Genomic DNA, 17,265 nt, shown 5'->3' with positions numbered 1-17,265 from the left:
GATGTGGGGTTTGCAAAAAAAGAAAATCTAATAATGCTGTAATCATAGGAAGAAGGTTTACACCCGCAAAATCGGATAAAACAACGCTGATGAAAGTTTACCCCGGCAAAGCCGGATAAACTTTTCTCCACCTTTTCGCAAGTTTGCAACTTGCCGCGAGAGTGCTTACATCCACCAATAATATTACCAGAAACTTCCCGTCAAATACAACTACTCATTCTCACATTCATTCTCCTTCTCACATCCCTCTCGCCCCAAACAAAATCACCACCAGCAACACCGGAAGCACCTTGCTTAGAAATATCCAGCTGGCAATGACATAGTTTTTCTTCCCCGAATATTTCGTGTCTTGCTGTTCAAGCGGAACCTGTTTCACAAGCACATCCGCAAGCGTTTTTTCGTCCGCGCCCAAGATATTCCCGTTATTTTCTTCAACCAGTTTTTCCATTTTTCGCGGAGCTGTTTTGTTATCAAGCATAATCATCGAAAACTTTACATCCCGATAATACCCCGCATCTTCTATCACGTGCGAATTATTTCTGTCATAGCTAAATTCCCTGTTTGTAATAAGAATTGCATGATTATTCCCATCACGTAAATAATTTTTAAGCAAGGCTTCATAACCCCATACAGCGGTGTAGTTATTTTTCAGATGTTCACTTAAACGAATTTGCCCAAGTGCCGCGCTGATCTTTTCTAATGAATCGGCAGGACAGTTTTCCAGAAGTACCTGCCCGCCATTTGGTGAATGAATTACAAGCGTAATCATGTCATTGTGATTGATGGTTTGCGCAAGTTGATGTACCGCAGTTTGCACGGCCACCACATCCAGCTCGTTTTTCTCAATGTCAATAATCAGCAGGAGATTATTCCGCGCCACACTATCGCGCGTAATTGCACAAACCGGTGCATCATCCGGCACTTCAGTCACACTCACATCATCAATGTAGTAATACGCAAACTTATCCATCGGACTCCAGCGGATACCGCCATGCAGTTTGTGGTTTACTTTGTGGATGTTTCGCGGACGGTAAAAATCGAAATTGCCGAGTGTGAGAAATTCCTCGCCACCTTTTGCGATAAACGTATCGCAAATCATTACCCAGCCCATGTTTGCGGTAATGTAGCGGTTACTGTCGTTCATTACCTGCGGTTGCTGTTGCCAGATTTGCTGTTCATACTCCGGCATGAGCATGCTGTCGCGGGTGAGCAGTGCTCCCATGCGTGCAGCGGCAAAATTCGATTTGCGGTCGAGTGCCGTGTAGTAGCGCACACAATAGGTTTTGCCAGCTTCCAGCGGTTGGGTTAGCCGTGTGGATACATATTCTGAGTAGCCGTTCTGGTAAATCAGCCAAGAGGCGGGGCTGTGGTGGCATACGCCGGCTATAATACCCATTCGCCCTTTTCCGGTGCGGGCGTTTTTTGTGGCAAAACCCACGTGACTCGACTGCCACGAGTTGAAATAGTCGGGCGTGCCCTTAGTGGTTTGATACCAGTCTTTTGTAAGTACAATTTGCGGATTGGCTGCATCGCTTGCCCGGTCCGACATCCACGACTCATACCTGTGCCAGTTGAACTGATCTACCGGCGGGGCAATGGTATCAAATTCAAATGAAGGATTACGCACAAGATTAGTTTGTGCCAATACAAAAGCGGGTGAAATCAAGCATAATAAAATCGTGTAAATAATCTTCATAGATGATGTTGTCACGCAAAAATTATGCCCCGTACAACGGATTTTCGCTTTGGCACGCAGTTTGTCTATCTTTAGCCAAACTTAACCAACAAAAAATGAAACGTATTCTTGCCCTTGCGCTTTTGATCGTAAGCTTTGCTGTAACAGCTTCGGCTCAGAAACCCGATTCAAGCAAACCAAAGAAAACACCCGAAGAGCGTGCCACCAATTACGCCAATAAAATGGAAAAAGACCTCGGCCTCAACGCCGAGCAGAAAAAGAAAGTGCATGATCTTGCTTTGGCCCGTGCCAACAAAATGAAAGAACTGCGCGAGAAATATAAAGATCAGGACAAAAAAGTATGGAAAGAAGAGCGCAAAAAAGCACGCGACGAGTTCCATAACGGAATGAAATCGACCCTCAGCCCCGAGCAGTATGCCAAGTGGATTGAAATGCAGAAGAAGAAAGCTGAAAAAGCAAAAGGCAAAGCAAAGGGAAAAGGTAAAGGACAGGGCAAAGGAAAAGCTAAGCCTCAGCAAACCGGTTCCGGCGCAGGTGCCGAAGAAGTTGACACAGACGAAGATCCTGAACTCGACGGCGAATAATCCATCCCGATAATTTGAAAATCCCGGCCCATTTGAGCCGGGATTTTTTATTGACTAACGGCTAACAGACGCTCATCAAAAAGTTCAAAACAATTCATGAACTGATTTTATGACAGCATTTTTGCCAGCGAGAAAGAAAATCGAGTATGTCTTTCATACACAGTGCTTAAAAAATAACACCGTTTATAGTATTGATATTCAGTGAATAATGTGTTTTGCCTGATTTGGCGGGGAATGATTTTTCAACTCACTTTGCCTTTTGATCCACTTTGTAAGCCTGCTTAGTATGCAGCTACTTTCGTCAAAAAAAAATACTGAACCATGAAAAAATCCATTACTCTGATTTGTGCTGTGCTTTCTTTTGCAGCTACTCAGGCGCAGAACTATCACAATGTGTATCCGTCGGGAATAAGCGGGTATGATGTGTTTTTTAATCAGATAACACCCGTAGAAAACATTCCGGCAACCCCTTTAGGTTATATCACAGCTGGCGAAACCCGAATTGCCACCAACCTTGCCTATCGTTTTCCGGTTGTATTAAGAAGTGATAAAAACGGAACACTAACCCAACCTGTTAATTTCAAAAAAACATATATCATTTACAACGATCTCGGGCAATACAGACCAGCCACAGGCCTTGCTGCTTTCCCGATAAATGATGGACAAACAATTGTGATTGGGAATTATTACCAGACCGACGGATCCAATTTAGGAGGTGTGTACTGGCAAAAATTGGATGCCGCCGGGTTTCCACTCCAAACAAAAATGTATGAATTTACCAGCAATGGTCAGGCCTTTCAGGTTATCCGTTCGCAGATAAATCCTGATTGGTTGTATATCTGTGGTAAAACGTATGATACTGCAAACTCAGCTTATCGCGCATCGGTAATGTGTGTTGATCTTTCCGGCACATTGCTCTGGTGCCGCTCATACAATATTCTGATGAACGGCAGTAACGAAAACGACGAAGCAAGAACTGTTTGCGAAGTTCCGGCCGGCCCTTCGGGTGGTGCAGAACTGGCGGTAGCCGGTTCAGCCATAAAAGCAGATCCTGTACGTGGTAATGTACCTGTGTTGTTTGTACAACGTGTAAATGCAGCTAACGGTACACCTCTTGCCAATGCACAACTTATTGAACCTGGCATTTCTTCGTCCATCGAAGTATTTGACATGATTCATGTGAGCACGGCTAATTATGGCAATTGTCTGCTGCTTGCAGGCGCTTTCAATACCTATTTCGGAGGATCGTCTTATGATTCTGATGCCTGGGGCATGCTCATTAATCTTTCCGCTACCACAGTGCACTGGAACAGGCAGATTTATCCGTTTACCGGTTATTTTGAGCGCAATGTAAAAGTAATCGAACTTACTGATATGTATGGAGCGGTATCGTATGCGCTGGCCGGACAAAATACCTCGCCGGGAATGGGCTGGAATGCGCATGTAGTGCATTTGAATAAAGGCGGTATTCCGTTTTCCGGCCAATGGTTTACCTATGGCGGTGCATGGGACGAAAGCATAAGCCATGCCACACGGGTAGCCGGAAATACGCATGCTGTGGCGATGTCGGGTTTTTCGTGGATTAATGAAAATCATGGCTGGATTGCGCATACGAATTCAGCATTAACTGTACCCTGTTCTTATACTGCTTCAAGTTGCGCTTACAGTTCACCGGCCACTACTGTTTCCTATGCAGGTGTTATTGATGCAACTGAAGGTATTACGAAGCAAGCCATTTCGTATGCGTATGAATGGCTTGTGCCAACCCCTGTTTGTTTCAGCGCCTCATCGCGCCTGGCAAATGAAGAGCCGGAAACGAATGAGTGGATGAATGAAGGTGCTGGTTTTACAGTTTACCCCAACCCGGCATCAGCAGCCACGGATCAGGTGATGGTGAAATTTAATAAAGCGATGGATGTGACAAGCGTGGTGAAAGTAACTGACGTGGCCGGAAGAGAAGTGTTTTCCGTTACGCTCCCAGCCGGGTATTCGCAACCGATGAGTTTGGGTAATCTTCCAGCGGGTATGTATTCTGTTTCCCTTATTACGAACGGAGAAACTGAAACACGCAGACTTATTGTGCAGTAAATTATTGCGAGCAGATAAACTAAAGCCGGAAATATTCCGGCTTTAGTTTTTTGAGGTATCTGCACTGCGAGAAATTCGAGCGAAATGCAATCCGGCAATGCAAATGAGAGCCGCCGCCGCCGCCGGCCAGAACACATAAGCCGCACCAGCCGTTGACCATATCAGCCCTGCGGCTGAACTGGCCACCAGCAAAGCCAAACTGTTAAGCCCTGCCTGAAGCCCGAGTGCGCTGGCTTTTTCGTTTTTGCCGCATAGTGTGCTTGTCCACGCCTTACTTACCCCATCGGTGCAGGCCGTGTAAAAACCATATACGAAAAACAGCACCGGCAAAAGTGCAAGCGGTGCATTTTCCTGAATACTCATCCAGCCCATACCTGCGTAAGTAATGGCAAAGGCAGCCAGGCCGGTGTAAAGCATCATACGCGGATGGAATTTGTCGCTCAGCCAGCCTGCCGGATAAGCCATTGCTGAATACACGAGGTTGTAGAAAATGTACAGCCCCACTACGCCAAAATCGGCAGTAAACGTTTGGCCAAACAGGTGCAGCTTTTCGGGCAATACTTCGTGTGCAAGCAGCAGCAGAAACATATCGGAGCTGTTGAACAATGCAAACAGTACAAGCCACACCGTTAGCTTTTTATAGGCCGGTTGTGCCTGCTTCCAGTAGCTGAATGCCGCCCAGAATGGTGGTGGCTTGCTGCTTACAGCTTCTGTTTTTTTCTCTTTCAGAAACAGCAGCAACAATACACTCAGCAAACCCGGAATTAAAGCCAGCATAAAAAGCGTGGTGTAAGACTGGCCGGGATGCAGCCAGATCCAGAGCAGCGCCAGCAGCGGACCAATTACCGCGCCCAGCGTATCCATAGAGCGATGAAAACCAAACACCCGTCCGCGCTCTTCGGGAGCCGATTGTTGCGAAAGTAAAGCATCACGTGCACCCGAGCGCAGGCCTTTACCAAGACGATCGCTGCTGCGCATAAAAACAACCCAGGGCGCTGAGGCAATGAGTGGAAGCAGTGGCTTGGCCAGTGCGCTGAGCAGGTAGCCCAAGCGTACAAACGGCAATCGCTCGCCGCGCCTGTCTGACCATTGCCCGAACCAGCCTTTGGTTAAACCGGCCACCGCTTCTGCAATACCTTCGGCAATACCAATCCACAGCAAACCGTAGCCGGCCTGTTTCATCCACATCGGCAGCACCGGAAACAACAGTTCGCTCGCTGCGTCGTTAAGCAGGCTTACCAGGGAAAGAATGAGTACCGTTTTTGTGAGCCAGCTGCGCATTTGTTGTAAATTGTGATACCAGCAATAAGTTTGGCATTGGAATTGGAGTACCAATGTCTGTAAAAAATACAGAACATGAAAAAGTCACTGTTTCTTCTCGGTTTTGGCCTGCTGTTTTCAGCGGCTGTGTTTGCACAGGATCCGCCCAAACAAACCGGCACTGTTTGCCCGAACCCGCATCCGCATACTGCGCCCAAAGCAGCGGTGTCGAAATCCACCACCAGCTTCAAAACCCGGTCAGGCGTTGTTCGTAAGGCCAAAGTTCAGCCTGCGCGAACAGCACGCCCTGCTGCCGTAGCTACACCCAAAAAGTAACATTGGGTGTATTCATAGTCTCGCCACGCACGTGGCGGTTGTTTCATCTGTGTGAGATAACCTCCGCTGCCACTCAGTAAGCTGCCATACTGAGCGCGAAAGACCGTCCGGAAGTGCTGTGTACGCACACTTCGGGACGGTCTTTACTTATTTATAAAATACCAGTTATTGCTTTTTTGCTTCAAGATCCATTTCGCAAACCGGACACTGGCCGGGCTTTTCATACACCTTTGTGCCTTCGCATTCCATCGGACAGGCATACACGGTTTTTTGATTGGCCGATGAACAGGAGGCAAGCAGCAAAAGCAGCGTGGCAGCGGTAAAAAGTTTTTTCATCATTGTAAATTCTATCTGCAAATATAGTTTTGTTGATGCACTGCGGCGTTATATTCAGCACAAAAAGCAATTCTGTCTGTTATCTTCGTAAGCTGCATCGCTATGGATTTTGGTCGCCTTTCTGATCTTTCGCAGGTAAACTTTTCGTTGCCGCCCGATGAGGCGCACAATGCGGTATTGCTGAACAGCAAAAGCAGTTTTCATCAGCTGGAAGCATGGCTGGGATGCCCGGTGTGGGGCGAGAAGAACTGGACGGGGATGATTTATCCTGCGAATGCAAAGGAGAAGGATTTTCTGAAATTCTACGGCACACAGTTTAACAGCATCGAATTAAACAGTACGTATTACCGTATCCCTGCCCCGCAAACGGTGCGTAACTGGTCTGAAGCTGTGCCCGATACATTCCGTTTTTGTCCAAAAATTCCGCAGGAAATAAGCCATACCCGTCAGCTGCTTGCGTGTGAGGCTTTAACAGAAACTTTTTGTCTGGCCGCAATGGAATTTGGCCGCAAACTCGGGACTGCATTTCTGCAGCTTCCTCCACATTTTGGTCCGCAGCGTTTTTCGCTCTTGCGCGAATACCTCGAAAATTTCCCGCGCGAAATTCCACTTGCTGTGGAATTCAGGGAGGAAAACTGGTTTAGAGGGAATGCGTTTGATGAAGTATGCAGTTTGCTTGAAGAATTGCAAGTAACCGTGGTTATTACCGATACAGCCGGAAGGCGCGACGTATTGCATCAGCGCCTTACAACTACTACTGCATTTATCCGTTTTACAGCAAACGATTTACATCCTACCGATTATCCGCGCATGCAGCAGTGGGCTTCTCAGCTTGCCGCATGGCAGCAGCAGGGGCTCGAAACATTTTACTTTTTTGTACATAGCCCCACGCATGCGCAAATGCCGCATTTGGTGAAGTATGCCGCTGAGCAGCTGAATGCCTTGCCCGGTATTCAGCTCAGTCCCTGCCGCTTTCTCAACGAGCAGCAGCCCACGTTGTTTTAAAATGAAAGTCCGGCTCTTTGTCAGGTGCCGGACTTCTTATTAATCATTATCGCTGCCGTAGAGTTTTTCAATTTTATCCTCGTTGGCTTTGTATATGATTTTACGGCGTAAACTGAGTTTTGGCGTGAGTTCGCCACCGGCTACGCTCCACTCTGCGGGCAGCAGAATAATGCGTTTAATACGCTCGTATTGTGCAAGCTCCTTGTTCAGTGCGTCCACTTCGGCATCGAGGCGGTTGCGCACTTCGGGCATTTCAATAATAGCCGCATTTTCTTCGGGCAGTTTAATGTTCTTGCGTGCTGCCCAGTCGCGCAGAAATGCGAATGCGGGCACCACAAGAGCGGCCGGGTACTTGCGGTTTTCACCAATTACCATCGACTGCTCAATGAAGCGCGATGTTTTGAGGCGGTTTTCGAGTGCCTGCGGGGCAATGTATTTTCCACCCGAAGTTTTGAAAATTTCTTTTTTCCGGTCGGTAATTTTCAGGAAGCGCCCTTCTTCAAGATGGCCGATATCGCCGGTATGGAACCAGCCTTCGCTGTCAATTACTTCGGCGGTAGCATCGGGCCGGTTGTAGTAGCCTTTCATTACGTTGGGCCCTTTGCATAGAATTTCGCCGTCTTCGGCAATTTTTACTTCCACGCCATTAATAACAGGGCCAACTGTGCCAAAGCGCACGCTGTTGGGTTCGAAATTGTTTACCGCAATTACAGGTGATGTTTCGGTTAGGCCGTAACCTTCGAGTACCGGAATACCGGCGGCCCAGAAAATACGTGCAAGCCTCGGATTAAGTGCCGCACCACCCGAAATGGCGCCACGTACATTGCCGCCCAGTGCCTCACGCCATTTGCTGAAAATAAGTTTGGAGGCAAGTGCCAGCTGGCGTTTGTAAAACCAGCTGTTTACGCCTTCACGGTTGTCGTATTTCTCGCCCAGTGAAATGGCCCAGAAAAACAGCTTTCGTTTAATGCCGGTCAGCTCGGCGCCTTTATTCACAATACGGTCATATACTTTTTCAAGTAAACGAGGTACACAACTGAAAATATGCGGTTTTATCTCGCGCATATTGTCGCCGATTGTTTCCAGACTTTCGGCATAATAAATAGATACACCCTTGAGTATATAGACGTACACAATAATGCGTTCGTAGGAATGATTGAGTGGAAGGAAGCTCAGCGCACGGCACGATGAATCAACCGGAGGAAGGTTGCAAAGTGTTGTGAAGTTACTCGATAAGTTGCGGTGTGTAAGCATTACACCTTTGGGTGTACCGGTGGTGCCCGAAGTGTAAAGTAATGTGAGCAAATCATCTGTTTGGGTATTTTTCTTGATCTGCTCGATTGTCTCTTTATGCGGTGTTTTGGCACCTGCGTTTGTGAGTTCCGACCAGTGCGGAACACCTTCTGTTTTTTCGAAACTGTAAATGCCTTTAAAGCCCGGCAAATCAGTAGTGGCTGCTTTTACTTTCTCTACCAGATCCTGTGAGGAAAGCAATACCATGGAAACTCCCGAGTCGTTGAAAATAAATTTCAAATCACTATCAGAAACTGTCGGATAAACCGGAACTGAAACCGCACCGGCAAGTTGTGCACCGAAATCGCTGATGTTCCACTCCGGCCGGTTATTGGAAATGAGGCCGATTCTATCGCCAGGCTTTATGCCGGCTTCGATAAGACCCGCCGCAAGTTCATACGAGAGTCTGACGAAATCTTTCAGACTGTACTTTACCCATTGCCCATTCACCTTGCCGGCAAGCGCATCGGGTTTGTCGCTTACTAACGACTGATAGTTTTCAAGAAGTTCAAATACGCGGGTTACTTCCATACGATCAATTTATATCGGTTTCCTGGAAGGAAGCCGGTTTTGTTTATTGGAAGGTTAAGATAAGATTTCGATGGAGAATTACATCGAAAAATAAGCACTTTTAATCAGGCTTTAGTATTTTCCCGAAAGCCAGCCGGTAAGCTGCACCCCGAAGATGAGTTGTGGCAAATCGGGATAGTTGCGGTCAGCACTGTCTTTGATGAGTTCATTGAGACGCCACTGCCCGAACATTGCGGCATTATCGCTGCCCACTCGAAACACGAGCCCGTAATTGACCGGCTCAATATAATTCAGGCGGGTGAGTTTGGTTTTAATACGTGCTCTTCCCGCAGGTGAATTCGAATCAAAAAACTGATCGAGATACACATTGCTGCCACGGAACGCCCAGTCGGCATACACGCCCGCATCAATAAACCTTCCCTGTACATTGCCATGCCGTCCAAGACTGATGCGGTTGCAGAAGGCCGCTGAAACATTGCTTACTGAAATCCTTTCGCGCTGATGCGCCAGGGGATCAACCGGTAAACGTTTTGCTTTTTTCTGATTAAGGCTGTAACGGTCGTAACGATAGCCCAGGTCAAGAACAAGTGACTCCCACGACCAGAGTTTTAATTTGCCTCTTGCCGAAAACGAAACGGAGCTTGACCACCAGTTAATAGCGGCTCCGTTCTGTTCGGGGCCGGCAATAATACCTATGCCAAGGCAAAGGTCGTAGTGAAAAAGCCGGTTAGGGCCAACGCGGGGAATCTGCTGTGTGGTATCTACACGCACATGAATATTTTGCGCATAACCGGTTGCGCTGCATACAAGCAGAAGGAGCAGAAACTTAAAACGCATAGCTGGCATAATAACCTTCGTAATACACATTTATTTTTCCGCCTGCGGCGCGCTGCGAACCATTTATAATTACTGGTGTGGCGCTTCCCGGACGAATTACATGGTACTCGTAAATACGACCGCGGGCATCTTCAAGATTGTAAAACAGCGGCGGAGCTGTTTGGCCGAAAGCAGGTACCACACCTGCGCTGAGTTTTACCATGAGTGAATCACCTGCGCGCTCGAAGGTGAAGCAGGATGGAGCTGCAGCGGGGGGAGCTCCGAAAAAGCGGCCAGCCTGCGGCATGCCATATCCGTGCATGTAGTCGTAATATGGATAACGGTTGCACGATTGACGAAGCGAATCCGCGACACCCATAACCGGAACCGACGGATATTTCTGCATAAAGCAGGCTGCCATACCGGCCACAATTGGGCAGGAAAATGAAGTGCCTTGCACCATCGAGTATTTCCCTTTTCCGTTGGCCACCGGAGCATCGCCGGGCGCACAGAGATCGGGTTTGCGGCGGAAGTCCCAGGTAGGGCCGGTTGCGCTGTATTCGGCATGCATACCCGAGTTGTCGGTGGCGGCAACGGTAAGCACGCTGTCGGCATCAGAAGGCGGAAGCAGAAATGCGCGTTCAAATTCGCCGTTGTTGCCTGCCGCAGCTACTACCAGAATGCCTTTGCGTGCAGCCACGTTTCCGGCGCGGGTAATGATGGCTGTTTTTCCGTCAATTTGTTCGCGGAAATAGGCTTCTTCATTGGGCCCGCCGGATGTGTTGATGATGTTTGCGCCCTGCTGGTCGGCCCATTCCATCGCAGCAATCCAACGCTCCTCGCCACGATATTGATTACCAAAATCGCGCGAGATACGGGCCAGCAGATAAGTCGCTTCTGTAGCCATGCCGAGCTGATATTCGCCAAACTGCCCGGCCAGACAGGAAAGTACCATGGTGCCGTGATCTTCGCGGTTGTCATATACATTCCAGTCGTTCTCCACAAAATCAAACGTGGCTTTCACGCGGTTGTTGAAATAAAGATGCCTGAATGCCTCGTGCCTGTCGGTGCCATGAAACCCCACATCGAGCACGGCAATTACAATACCTTTCGCTTTGTATCCGCCGCCGGCAAAGTACTTCGCCTGAAGCGGCTGAAGATGATCAGAAGGCTTCACGTCTTTAAACGGCCATTCGCTGATGGTGTCGGCCGTGGCCGCAGTCCAGTTCCAGTTGCTATGCCGTTCCACGCTGCGCACAAATGGCAGGCTGCGCAGCTTTTCGGCTTGTGCGGAAGTGGCCTGAACGCTCACCGCATTGAACCAGCGCGAGGCATATCCTGTTTGCATTACCAGGTCTTGCACATGACGGAGGTAAATTCCTGATACCGGGAAATCGCTCGAGTCGCATACGGGCAGGTGCTGGTTTTGCCGTCGTTCAATGGCTTCGGGAGCAAAGTAAGTGTACGGATTGAACGTTGAGGCTTTTTTGTCGGTGAAATAAACCCACCAGTAATCCTGTGCAGCACAAAGCACAGGCTGCATGGCAAGCAGGCAAAAGAGTAGGCGTTTTATCATGGTATGTAAAGCGCGAATGGGAGAAAAGGTGTGTGTCGCTCAACTACAAATATGCAAAATTCCCTCAAGCCGTGCCGAAATCGTACTTTCGCAGCTATGATAATCGACTTGCGAAGTGATACGGTAACGCGGCCCACCGCCGGTATGCTGGATGCCATGTTTCAGGCCGAAGTAGGGGATGATGTGTTTGGCGAGGATCCTGCCGTGAATGCGCTGGAAGCTAAAGCGGCCGGGCTTTTCGGTCACGAAGCGGGACTATTTTGCCCTTCGGGCACGATGACCAACCAGATTGCCATCAACGTGCATACCCGTCCGGGCGACGAAGTGATATGCGAACAGAATTCGCATATTTATCATTATGAAGGCGGAGGCATCAGTCGCAATTCGGGCGTGCAGGCCCGGCTGGTGGAGGGAAACCGGGGGCGTATGACGGCTGCTCAGGTAGAGGCCTCTGTAAACGGCAATTTCGACTGGCTGGCCCGCACCAGGCTGGTGTCTGTTGAGAACACCGCGAACCGGGCCGGCGGAAGCTACTACGATATTGCGTCGCTTAGGCAAATCAGAGACGTTACGCTAAAACACAATCTCGCCTGCCACCTCGACGGAGCGCGTATTTTTAATGCGTTGATTGCATCGGGGCAAACGGCTTTACAAATCGGCGCCTGCTTTGATTCGGTGTCGGTGTGTCTTTCAAAAGGACTGGGCGCCCCGGCTGGCTCGGTATTGCTGGGCAGTCGTAGTTTTATAGCACAGGCCCGGCGTGTGCGCAAAGTGTTTGGCGGGGGCATGCGGCAGGCCGGCTATCTGGCTGCGGCAGGAATTTATGCACTCGATAATCATATAGCCCGGCTTGCCGAAGACCACGCCCGCGCTGCTGTGCTGGCCGATACGCTGGCTTCACTTCCATATGTGAAAAGTCAGCTGCCCACCGAAACCAACATCGTAATTTTCTCCCTTCACGATAATCTTCCCGTGGGAGGATTTCTGCAATACCTCGAAGAGCAGGGAATAAAAGCCGTGCAGTTCGGCCCGCAAACCGTTCGCTTTGTAACTCACCTCGATTTTAACGATGCGATGCTCGATGAAACGGTGCAGGTGCTAAAGTCTTTTTCTGTATGAGTAAAATAGAATTTGAAGCCACTGTGGAGCCTGAAATGCACCGCAAAATGTGGCTCACGTATGCTGAATTTCGCTTAAAGGCAACCCGGCACGACATACGGAAAATGCTTTGGCGGCTCATTGCCATACTTGTGCTTAATGCCGTGTTTTTTGCGGTGATGCGGAGTGTAATTTTCGTGTGGCTCATCTTACTCGCCTTTCCGCTCTTTGCTATTTTTATGCGACTGAGTTATCGCCGAGCACGTAAAGCAAAAGCCGGCATTGAAAAATGGCTGGAAGAAGAAAGTGTGCAATCGCAGCGGCTGAAGTTTATGGCCAATGACGAATTAATTAAGTGGAAACGAAAAGACGAAACCACTTCATTTAACTGGAAAGAATGCGTGTTTTCGCATGAGGAAGAAGATGTACTGATGGTATTTGACGGAAAGTCGAAATTGCTGTTTATGATTTCACGCTCAGTGTGCGGAGCCGATTACAACAAACTGAAGGAGATGGTGCAGAAAAACACCAAAGATCTTTTGAGTAAAAGCATTCTTTAAATCAGGGTGAATGTAGTATGTGGGCACTTTATTTTCAAGGACAGAATTACGTAATATGAAAAAAGGTCTTTTCATTTTCCTTTCTCTGGTTTGCTTATCAATTCATGCACAGCAAACAGTTCCCGCATTACCCAAACCGTTTCCGTTCGGCGTTATACATCAACTCTGGTCGGCCGAACTGAATGAGATGCGCACGCTCAATATATATGTGCCGGAAGAATATTATTTCGATTCACTGAAATCATTCCCCGTAATTTTCCTTCTCGATGGCTCCGCACATGAAGATTACCCGCACATTGCCGGGCTCACACAATTTATGAGTATGTATGAGCTGATGAGCCCTTCGATTATTGTGGGGATTGCCAACGTGGATCGTAAGCGCGATTTTACATTTCCTACTACAATTAAAAAAGATAAAGAAGCAATACCCACTTCGGGCGGTTCGGCAAAATTCATTTCGTTTATTGGGAAAGAGTTGCAACCCTACATGAAATCAAAGTTCAGGGTAAATACCGGAAAAACAATTATTGGGCAGTCGTTGGGAGGCTTGCTGGCTACTGAGATTCTGCTCACCAGCCCCGAACTTTTTGATACATATATTATCGTGAGCCCGAGCCTTTGGTGGGACAATCAGTCGCTGCTTAAAAAAGCCCGCACCTATTTACTGGCGAAAGACTATCACTCAAAACGTATTTATGTATCGGTAGGGCATGAGCATCGCATTATGCGCCGCGATGCGCGTGCACTGAAACGGATATTAAAGCATCATGCCACAGGTGCGTCGGTTAGTTTTGATTATCTCCCACATGAAACGCATGCTACCATTCTGCATCGCAGCGTATATCATGCGCTCGAACTGTTGCGTAGGTAAACAGGAGTTAATTGCCTTTTTTGAGCCGGATTTTTTTGAGGTATTTACCTCAATAGGAGAATTAGTTGATTTTTTTTAATGAATACTTGACTTGTAGTATAAAATGATTGTATGTTTGCCGCCGATTTTTCACGATACATTCTATTTTTTTATCAATTTATCTGTTACAAATGAGCAAGATCAAAGTAAAAGGCCACGACATTTCAATTATCAAATTTCAAAACGAGGATTACATCTGTTTAACAGATATGCTCCGGTCTAAAGAAGGTGATTTTTTTATCACAGACTGGCTGCGAAATCGAAACACGTTGGAATTTCTAAGTATCTGGGAGTCAGTCAATAACCCTACTTTTAATTATGGCGAATTCGCCGCAATTAAAAGCCGTGCCGGGCTCAATTCCTTCAAGGTGAGTGTCAAGGAGTGGGTAGCCAGAACGAATGCCACCGGAATTATTGCCAAAACAGGTCGCTACGGCGGAACATACGCACACCGCGATATTGCTTTTGAATTCGGGTCATGGATAAGTCCCGAGTTTAAACTCTACCTCATTAAGGAATTTCAGCGACTTAAAGACCGTGAGAGCAAGGCACACAACCAAAAATGGCATTACGGCCGTTTTCTTTCGAAAATTAATTATCGCTTGCACACGGATGCAATTCAGGAAAGCCTGATAGAACGATTTCAATTAACACCTGCACAGGCCAAGATCATATACAGTGATGAGGCTGAACTTCTCAATATGGCTGTGTTTGGTATCACATCGGTAGAGTGGCGCAGACAACACCCGAAAGAAACCAAACTGGGGCAGAATATTCGTGATCTGGCCAATCTGTATCAGCTCACCGTACTTGCAAATCTTGAAAGCTACAACTCGATTTTGATCCAACAGGGAGTGCCTGCCGGTGTTCGTTATGATGCGCTTTGTGCAGCGGCCAAGCAACAACTGGATGCACTGAATAAATTGAAGCATATTGCACCGGTTGACAGCCCGATGTGGAACGAAAACAAAGAAGGGGATGAAGATGCCGGTGCACTTGTGGCTTCACCGGACAACTAAAAGATTGAGAAAGCAGAAAAGCAGACCTTCGGATATTGGCCTGCCCGGATTATCTTTGCCGCATGTTTCCAAATTACAAACTAGGTGTGCTTGGCGGTGGCCAGCTTGGCCGCATGCTCATTCAGGATGCAATCAGTTTAAACATCCCTGTACATACTATCGACCCCGATGCCGATGCGCCCTGCAAGGCCATCAGCCACTCGTTTATGCACGGAAGTTTGCAGGATTATGATACGGTTTATGCGTTCGGGAAAAATGTTGACCTGCTTACCATCGAAATTGAGCATGTAAATGTAGATGCGCTCGAAGCCCTTGAAAAGGAAGGTTTACCCGTATATCCGCAACCGGCTGTGCTTCGCATCATTCAGGATAAAGGTTTGCAAAAGCAGTTTTACCGCGATAACAGCATTCCTACCGCACCCTTTGAACTGGTAAACAGCAAAAGCGAAATTCTTCAGCACGCCGCCACCTTCCCCTACATGCAAAAACTCCGTAAGGGGGGATACGACGGGAAAGGTGTTACACCGCTTACCAATGCGGCCAATATTGACAGTGCGTTTGACGCCCCCAGCGTACTCGAAAAGTTTGTGGACTTTGAAAAAGAGCTGGCGGTAATTGTGGCCCGGAATACAAAAGGCGAAATAAAAAGCTTCCCGGTGGTGGATATGGAATTTAATCCCGAAGCCAATCTTGTTGAGTTTTTATTCTCGCCAGCTCAAATTCCTGCAGCTGTTGAACAGGAAGCCAAACGTATTGCCGAAATGGTGGCTCGAAAATTAGGTATTGTAGGTCTGCTGGCTGTAGAACTTTTCCTCACCCGCGATGGTCAGGTGCTTGTAAACGAAATTGCCCCCCGCCCCCACAATAGTGGCCACCAAACCATTGAGGGAAACATTACCTCACAATATGAGCAACACCTGCGCGCCATCTTTGGCTTACCACTTGGCGATACTTCACTCATACAGCCAAGCGTAATGGTGAACCTGCTCGGCGAGAAAGGCTTTGAAGGAACCGCTGTGTATCAGGGGCTCGAGCAGATTCTCGGCCAGTCGGGGGTGTATGTACATTTGTATGGTAAATTACTCACCAAGCCGTTCCGCAAAATGGGGCACATCACCATTACGGCCCCCACACTCGAAGAGGCACGCCGCAAAGCCTTGTTCGTGAAAGAGACATTAAAAGTGATTGCCTGATTAAACGCAGGTTAAACAACGCAGCTTTTAATTTCGTGCGGTGCATTTCGCTCTATTTTTGATGCATGGCTGCATTAATTGCTGATTTCTCACTCCTTGAAGGGCGCTTCACTACGGCTGAAGCAAAGAAGGTTCTTCATTTACTTACTGATGCAAAGCTCCGTTATCACACTGAGCGCATCATCACTTCAAGCGATCAACACGAGATCGAACAGTCAAAAGGCCGCATCAAGGCACTCAAGCTGCTGCAGCAACGCATCAACGACTTTATTGATGCCGAAACGCGAGATGGCCGCTATATCACGCTGCATTCGGTAATTCAGATGGAAGTGCTCGAAAACGAAAACAGCACCGTATTCAGCTGATTACGTTCAAACACTTACTTTTGTGCCCATGCAGCCACACGTAGGTATTATCATGGGCAGCGCTTCCGATCTTCCGGTTATGAAGGAAGCCGCCACTATTCTCGAACAGTTTCAGGTTCCGTTTGAAATTACAGTTGTTTCGGCACACCGTACGCCTGAACGTATGGTACACTATGCACAGTCGGCTGCCGGGCGTGGGCTGAAGGTAATTATTGCCGGCGCGGGCGGTGCTGCACATCTTCCGGGTATGGTGGCCTCATTAACGCCGCTACCCGTGGTGGGCGTGCCCGTAAAATCGTCGAATTCGATTGACGGCTGGGATTCCATTCTTTCTATTCTGCAAATGCCCAACGGCGTACCCGTGGCTACTGTGGCACTCAACGCTGCCCAAAATGCAGGTATTCTGGCTGCACAGATTATTGCAGCTTCTGATCCGGCTTTACTTGAGCGGGTAGCGGCTTTTAAGGACGGACTGAAAAATAAAGTGCTCGGCACACTTGATGAAACCGAGAAAACCGAATTTACCTTTCAGGTAAAGCGTAACGAAGCCGGCGGAAACTAAATTCTGCGTTACGGCTTATTTATTTTTTTGCACTGCG

At 48.0% G+C, this 17,265-nt stretch carries 16 protein-coding genes and 1 pseudogene; 11 read left to right on the top strand and 6 right to left on the bottom strand.

The annotated features are described in order from the left end of the window. Window positions 1–238: 238 nt before the first annotated feature. Window positions 239–1,627 carry a hypothetical protein gene (locus tag IM638_10310; GenBank protein MCA6363420.1) on the bottom strand — a complete coding sequence of 463 codons (1,389 nt, stop codon included), beginning with the start codon at window positions 1,625–1,627 and terminating at the stop codon, window positions 239–241. A 164-nt stretch (window positions 1,628–1,791) separates the two neighbouring features. On the opposite strand from IM638_10310, the gene IM638_10305 reads away from it, so the two are divergent. Next, complete coding sequence (locus IM638_10305) at window positions 1,792–2,280, top strand: hypothetical protein (protein MCA6363419.1); 489 nt, start codon at window positions 1,792–1,794, stop codon at window positions 2,278–2,280. Between the two features lie 321 nt (window positions 2,281–2,601). Beyond that, a complete protein-coding gene (locus IM638_10300; GenBank protein MCA6363418.1) occupies window positions 2,602–4,368 on the top strand; it encodes a T9SS type A sorting domain-containing protein in 1,767 nt (588 codons plus the stop codon). A gap of 42 nt (window positions 4,369–4,410) precedes the next feature. On the opposite strand, the gene IM638_10295 is transcribed toward IM638_10300, so the two are convergent. After that, window positions 4,411–5,649 carry an MFS transporter gene (locus tag IM638_10295; GenBank protein ID MCA6363417.1) on the bottom strand — a complete coding sequence of 413 codons (1,239 nt, stop codon included), beginning with the start codon at window positions 5,647–5,649 and terminating at the stop codon, window positions 4,411–4,413. A gap of 75 nt (window positions 5,650–5,724) precedes the next feature. Between IM638_10295 and IM638_10290 the strand changes: the two genes are divergently transcribed. Further along, window positions 5,725–5,964, top strand: coding sequence for a hypothetical protein (locus tag IM638_10290; protein MCA6363416.1), 240 nt, complete (start codon window positions 5,725–5,727; stop codon window positions 5,962–5,964). A gap of 183 nt (window positions 5,965–6,147) precedes the next feature. Here IM638_10290 and IM638_10285 read toward each other — a convergent pair. Further along, window positions 6,148–6,228: pseudogene (locus IM638_10285) on the bottom strand (SCO family protein). A gap of 174 nt (window positions 6,229–6,402) precedes the next feature. Here IM638_10285 and IM638_10280 point away from each other — a divergent pair. Beyond that, window positions 6,403–7,305, top strand: a complete 903-nt coding sequence (locus IM638_10280; protein MCA6363415.1) for a DUF72 domain-containing protein — start codon at window positions 6,403–6,405, stop codon at window positions 7,303–7,305. Window positions 7,306–7,344: 39 nt separating this feature from the next. Here IM638_10280 and IM638_10275 read toward each other — a convergent pair whose 3' ends face one another. The 3 genes from IM638_10275 to IM638_10265 all read right to left on the bottom strand — a co-directional run bounded on the left by IM638_10275 (window position 7,345) and on the right by IM638_10265 (window position 11,521). Beyond that, window positions 7,345–9,129: a long-chain fatty acid--CoA ligase gene (locus IM638_10275; GenBank protein MCA6363414.1), complete on the bottom strand. Its 1,785-nt coding sequence runs from the start codon at window positions 9,127–9,129 to the stop codon at window positions 7,345–7,347. A gap of 111 nt (window positions 9,130–9,240) precedes the next feature. Continuing rightward, on the bottom strand, window positions 9,241–9,966 hold the full coding sequence (locus IM638_10270; GenBank protein ID MCA6363413.1) for a hypothetical protein: 726 nt from the start codon (window positions 9,964–9,966) through the stop codon (window positions 9,241–9,243). After that, window positions 9,956–11,521, bottom strand: coding sequence for a S8 family serine peptidase (locus IM638_10265; GenBank protein MCA6363412.1), 1,566 nt, complete (start codon window positions 11,519–11,521; stop codon window positions 9,956–9,958). Before IM638_10265 ends, IM638_10270 begins: the two co-directional genes overlap by 11 nt. A gap of 96 nt (window positions 11,522–11,617) precedes the next feature. On the opposite strand from IM638_10265, the gene IM638_10260 reads away from it, so the two are divergent. The 7 genes from IM638_10260 to purE all read left to right on the top strand — a co-directional run bounded on the left by IM638_10260 (window position 11,618) and on the right by purE (window position 17,228). Beyond that, the gene (locus tag IM638_10260; protein MCA6363411.1) at window positions 11,618–12,640 is read left to right on the top strand and encodes a threonine aldolase; all 1,023 of its coding nucleotides are present in this window, start codon (window positions 11,618–11,620) and stop codon (window positions 12,638–12,640) included. Then, window positions 12,637–13,179: a hypothetical protein gene (locus tag IM638_10255; protein MCA6363410.1), complete on the top strand. Its 543-nt coding sequence runs from the start codon at window positions 12,637–12,639 to the stop codon at window positions 13,177–13,179. The genes IM638_10260 and IM638_10255 overlap by 4 nt, the downstream gene beginning before the upstream one ends. Window positions 13,180–13,234: 55 nt before the next feature. After that, window positions 13,235–14,050 (top strand): alpha/beta hydrolase, encoded by an 816-nt coding sequence (locus IM638_10250; GenBank protein MCA6363409.1) that lies wholly within the window; start codon window positions 13,235–13,237, stop codon window positions 14,048–14,050. Between the two features lie 170 nt (window positions 14,051–14,220). After that, the gene (locus tag IM638_10245) at window positions 14,221–15,108 is read left to right on the top strand and encodes a KilA-N domain-containing protein (protein ID MCA6363408.1); all 888 of its coding nucleotides are present in this window, start codon (window positions 14,221–14,223) and stop codon (window positions 15,106–15,108) included. Between the two features lie 62 nt (window positions 15,109–15,170). Next, window positions 15,171–16,301 carry a 5-(carboxyamino)imidazole ribonucleotide synthase gene (locus IM638_10240; protein ID MCA6363407.1) on the top strand — a complete coding sequence of 377 codons (1,131 nt, stop codon included), beginning with the start codon at window positions 15,171–15,173 and terminating at the stop codon, window positions 16,299–16,301. Between the two features lie 65 nt (window positions 16,302–16,366). Continuing rightward, window positions 16,367–16,666: a hypothetical protein gene (locus IM638_10235; GenBank protein ID MCA6363406.1), complete on the top strand. Its 300-nt coding sequence runs from the start codon at window positions 16,367–16,369 to the stop codon at window positions 16,664–16,666. 28 nt (window positions 16,667–16,694) lie between these two features. Continuing rightward, entirely contained in the window at window positions 16,695–17,228 is a 534-nt protein-coding gene (purE, locus tag IM638_10230) for a 5-(carboxyamino)imidazole ribonucleotide mutase (protein ID MCA6363405.1), read from the top strand. Window positions 17,229–17,265: the final 37 nt, after the last annotated feature.

It is taken from the genome of Bacteroidota bacterium, from assembly GCA_020402865.1.
Lineage (GTDB): Bacteria > Bacteroidota > Bacteroidia > Palsa-965 > Palsa-965.
This window is presented reverse-complemented; position numbering and strand designations above follow the sequence as displayed.

Coding starts and splice junctions, on each gene's coding strand:
- IM638_10235 (MCA6363406.1), top strand. CDS start 16,367: ATGGCTGCATTAATTGCTGATTTCTCACTCCTTGAAGGGCGCTTCACT.
- IM638_10295 (MCA6363417.1), bottom strand. CDS start 5,649: ATGCGCAGCTGGCTCACAAAAACGGTACTCATTCTTTCCCTGGTAAGC.
- IM638_10270 (MCA6363413.1), bottom strand. CDS start 9,966: ATGCGTTTTAAGTTTCTGCTCCTTCTGCTTGTATGCAGCGCAACCGGT.
- IM638_10250 (MCA6363409.1), top strand. CDS start 13,235: ATGAAAAAAGGTCTTTTCATTTTCCTTTCTCTGGTTTGCTTATCAATT.
- IM638_10245 (MCA6363408.1), top strand. CDS start 14,221: ATGAGCAAGATCAAAGTAAAAGGCCACGACATTTCAATTATCAAATTT.
- IM638_10290 (MCA6363416.1), top strand. CDS start 5,725: ATGAAAAAGTCACTGTTTCTTCTCGGTTTTGGCCTGCTGTTTTCAGCG.
- purE (MCA6363405.1), top strand. CDS start 16,695: ATGCAGCCACACGTAGGTATTATCATGGGCAGCGCTTCCGATCTTCCG.
- IM638_10300 (MCA6363418.1), top strand. CDS start 2,602: ATGAAAAAATCCATTACTCTGATTTGTGCTGTGCTTTCTTTTGCAGCT.
- IM638_10305 (MCA6363419.1), top strand. CDS start 1,792: ATGAAACGTATTCTTGCCCTTGCGCTTTTGATCGTAAGCTTTGCTGTA.
- IM638_10275 (MCA6363414.1), bottom strand. CDS start 9,129: ATGGAAGTAACCCGCGTATTTGAACTTCTTGAAAACTATCAGTCGTTA.
- IM638_10240 (MCA6363407.1), top strand. CDS start 15,171: ATGTTTCCAAATTACAAACTAGGTGTGCTTGGCGGTGGCCAGCTTGGC.
- IM638_10260 (MCA6363411.1), top strand. CDS start 11,618: ATGATAATCGACTTGCGAAGTGATACGGTAACGCGGCCCACCGCCGGT.
- IM638_10255 (MCA6363410.1), top strand. CDS start 12,637: ATGAGTAAAATAGAATTTGAAGCCACTGTGGAGCCTGAAATGCACCGC.
- IM638_10265 (MCA6363412.1), bottom strand. CDS start 11,521: ATGATAAAACGCCTACTCTTTTGCCTGCTTGCCATGCAGCCTGTGCTT.
- IM638_10280 (MCA6363415.1), top strand. CDS start 6,403: ATGGATTTTGGTCGCCTTTCTGATCTTTCGCAGGTAAACTTTTCGTTG.